Here is a 1,254-nt window from a genome sequence, read left to right as displayed (position 1 = left end):
TGACCTGCCCCCCGAAACTTCCCTCGTTGTGATGTAGAGTTTGCTCGACCTTTCGAAGGAGCAAACGAATGCGAAAGAGCCGTTTCACCGAAGCGCAGATCATCGGGATGATCAAAGAACAGGAAGCCGGGATGCCGACGGCGGAGGTGTGCCGCAAGCACGGCCTCAGCCAGGGCACCTTTTACAAATATAAATCGAAATATGGCGGCATGGAGGTTTCCGACGTCGCGAAGCTGAGAGCAATGGAAGACGAGAACGCCCGGCTTAAACGCCTGCTCGCTGACACGATGCTGGACAATGCTGTTCTGAAGGATCTGCTGGGAAAGAACTGACGACACCGGTTGAGCGGCGAGAGGCAGCGCTCAGGGCGATGCGGGATCATGACATCTCGCAGCGCCGGGCCTGCCGACTTGTCGGTGTCGATCCAAAGACGGTCCGGCGTGAACGCCCGCCGGATAACCCTGAGATACGCAAGGAGATGAAAGCCGTCGCGGCCAAGCGCCGCCGGTTCGGCTACCGGCGGATCGGGGTGATGTTGGAACGCAAAGGGATGATCATGAACCACAAGAAGCTCTATCGGCTTTACACCGACGAGAAGCTGGGCGTCAGGCGACGACGAGGCCGGAAACGGGCCCGTGGCTCTCGGACACCGATGCCAGAGGCGCTGAGGCCGGGCGAACGCTGGTCGTTGGACTTTCTGTCCGACACCTTCGGGTCCTCGCGTCGGTTCCGCATCCTGGCGGTGAACGATGATTGCTGCCGCGAGAACCTGTGCCTGATGGCGGATACCAGCATCTCGGGTGCCCGGGTTGCGCGGGAGTTGGATGCACTGGTTCGGGTCTATGGAAAGCCCGCCAGTATTGTCAGCGACAACGGGACCGAGTTCACCAGCCGGGCGATCTTGAAATGGGCGAACGACAACAATGTCGAGTGGCATTACATCGACCCGGGCAAGCCGCAGCAGAATGCCTTCATCGAGTCATTCAACGGAAGCCTGCGCGATGAGCTTCTGAACGAGGAGATGTTCGACAACCTGGACGATGCACGTCGAAAGCTGGCGCTTTGGCGCTACGACTACAACAATGTCAGACCGCACTCATCGCTCGGAAATCAAACACCCGCAGAAGCGCGCCGGACGCTTGAGCAATTTGAGGGCTCCGCGCCCGGCGCGCTTGCCCAAAACGAAACCGAAGACTATGAAAACCAGACCCGCAGACTCTCGTTATGAATGAGGGAGCCTCGGGGGGCAGGTCA

Annotated in this window: 1 protein-coding gene; it reads left to right on the top strand. The window is 59.4% G+C overall.

All coding sequences use genetic code 11. The features are described 5' to 3' along the window. The first annotated feature begins 68 nt into the window (after positions 1 to 68). A protein-coding gene (locus KPG71_RS19580; RefSeq protein WP_216340442.1) for an IS3 family transposase occupies positions 69 to 1,228 on the top strand; the annotation gives its coding sequence in 2 pieces (ribosomal slippage) (positions 69 to 318 and positions 318 to 1,228; 1,161 coding nt in all). Positions 1,229 to 1,254 lie beyond the last annotated feature (26 nt).

Source organism: Roseovarius sp. PS-C2 (assembly GCF_018862045.1).
Classification (GTDB): Bacteria; Pseudomonadota; Alphaproteobacteria; order Rhodobacterales; family Rhodobacteraceae; genus Roseovarius.
This window is presented reverse-complemented; position numbering and strand designations above follow the sequence as displayed.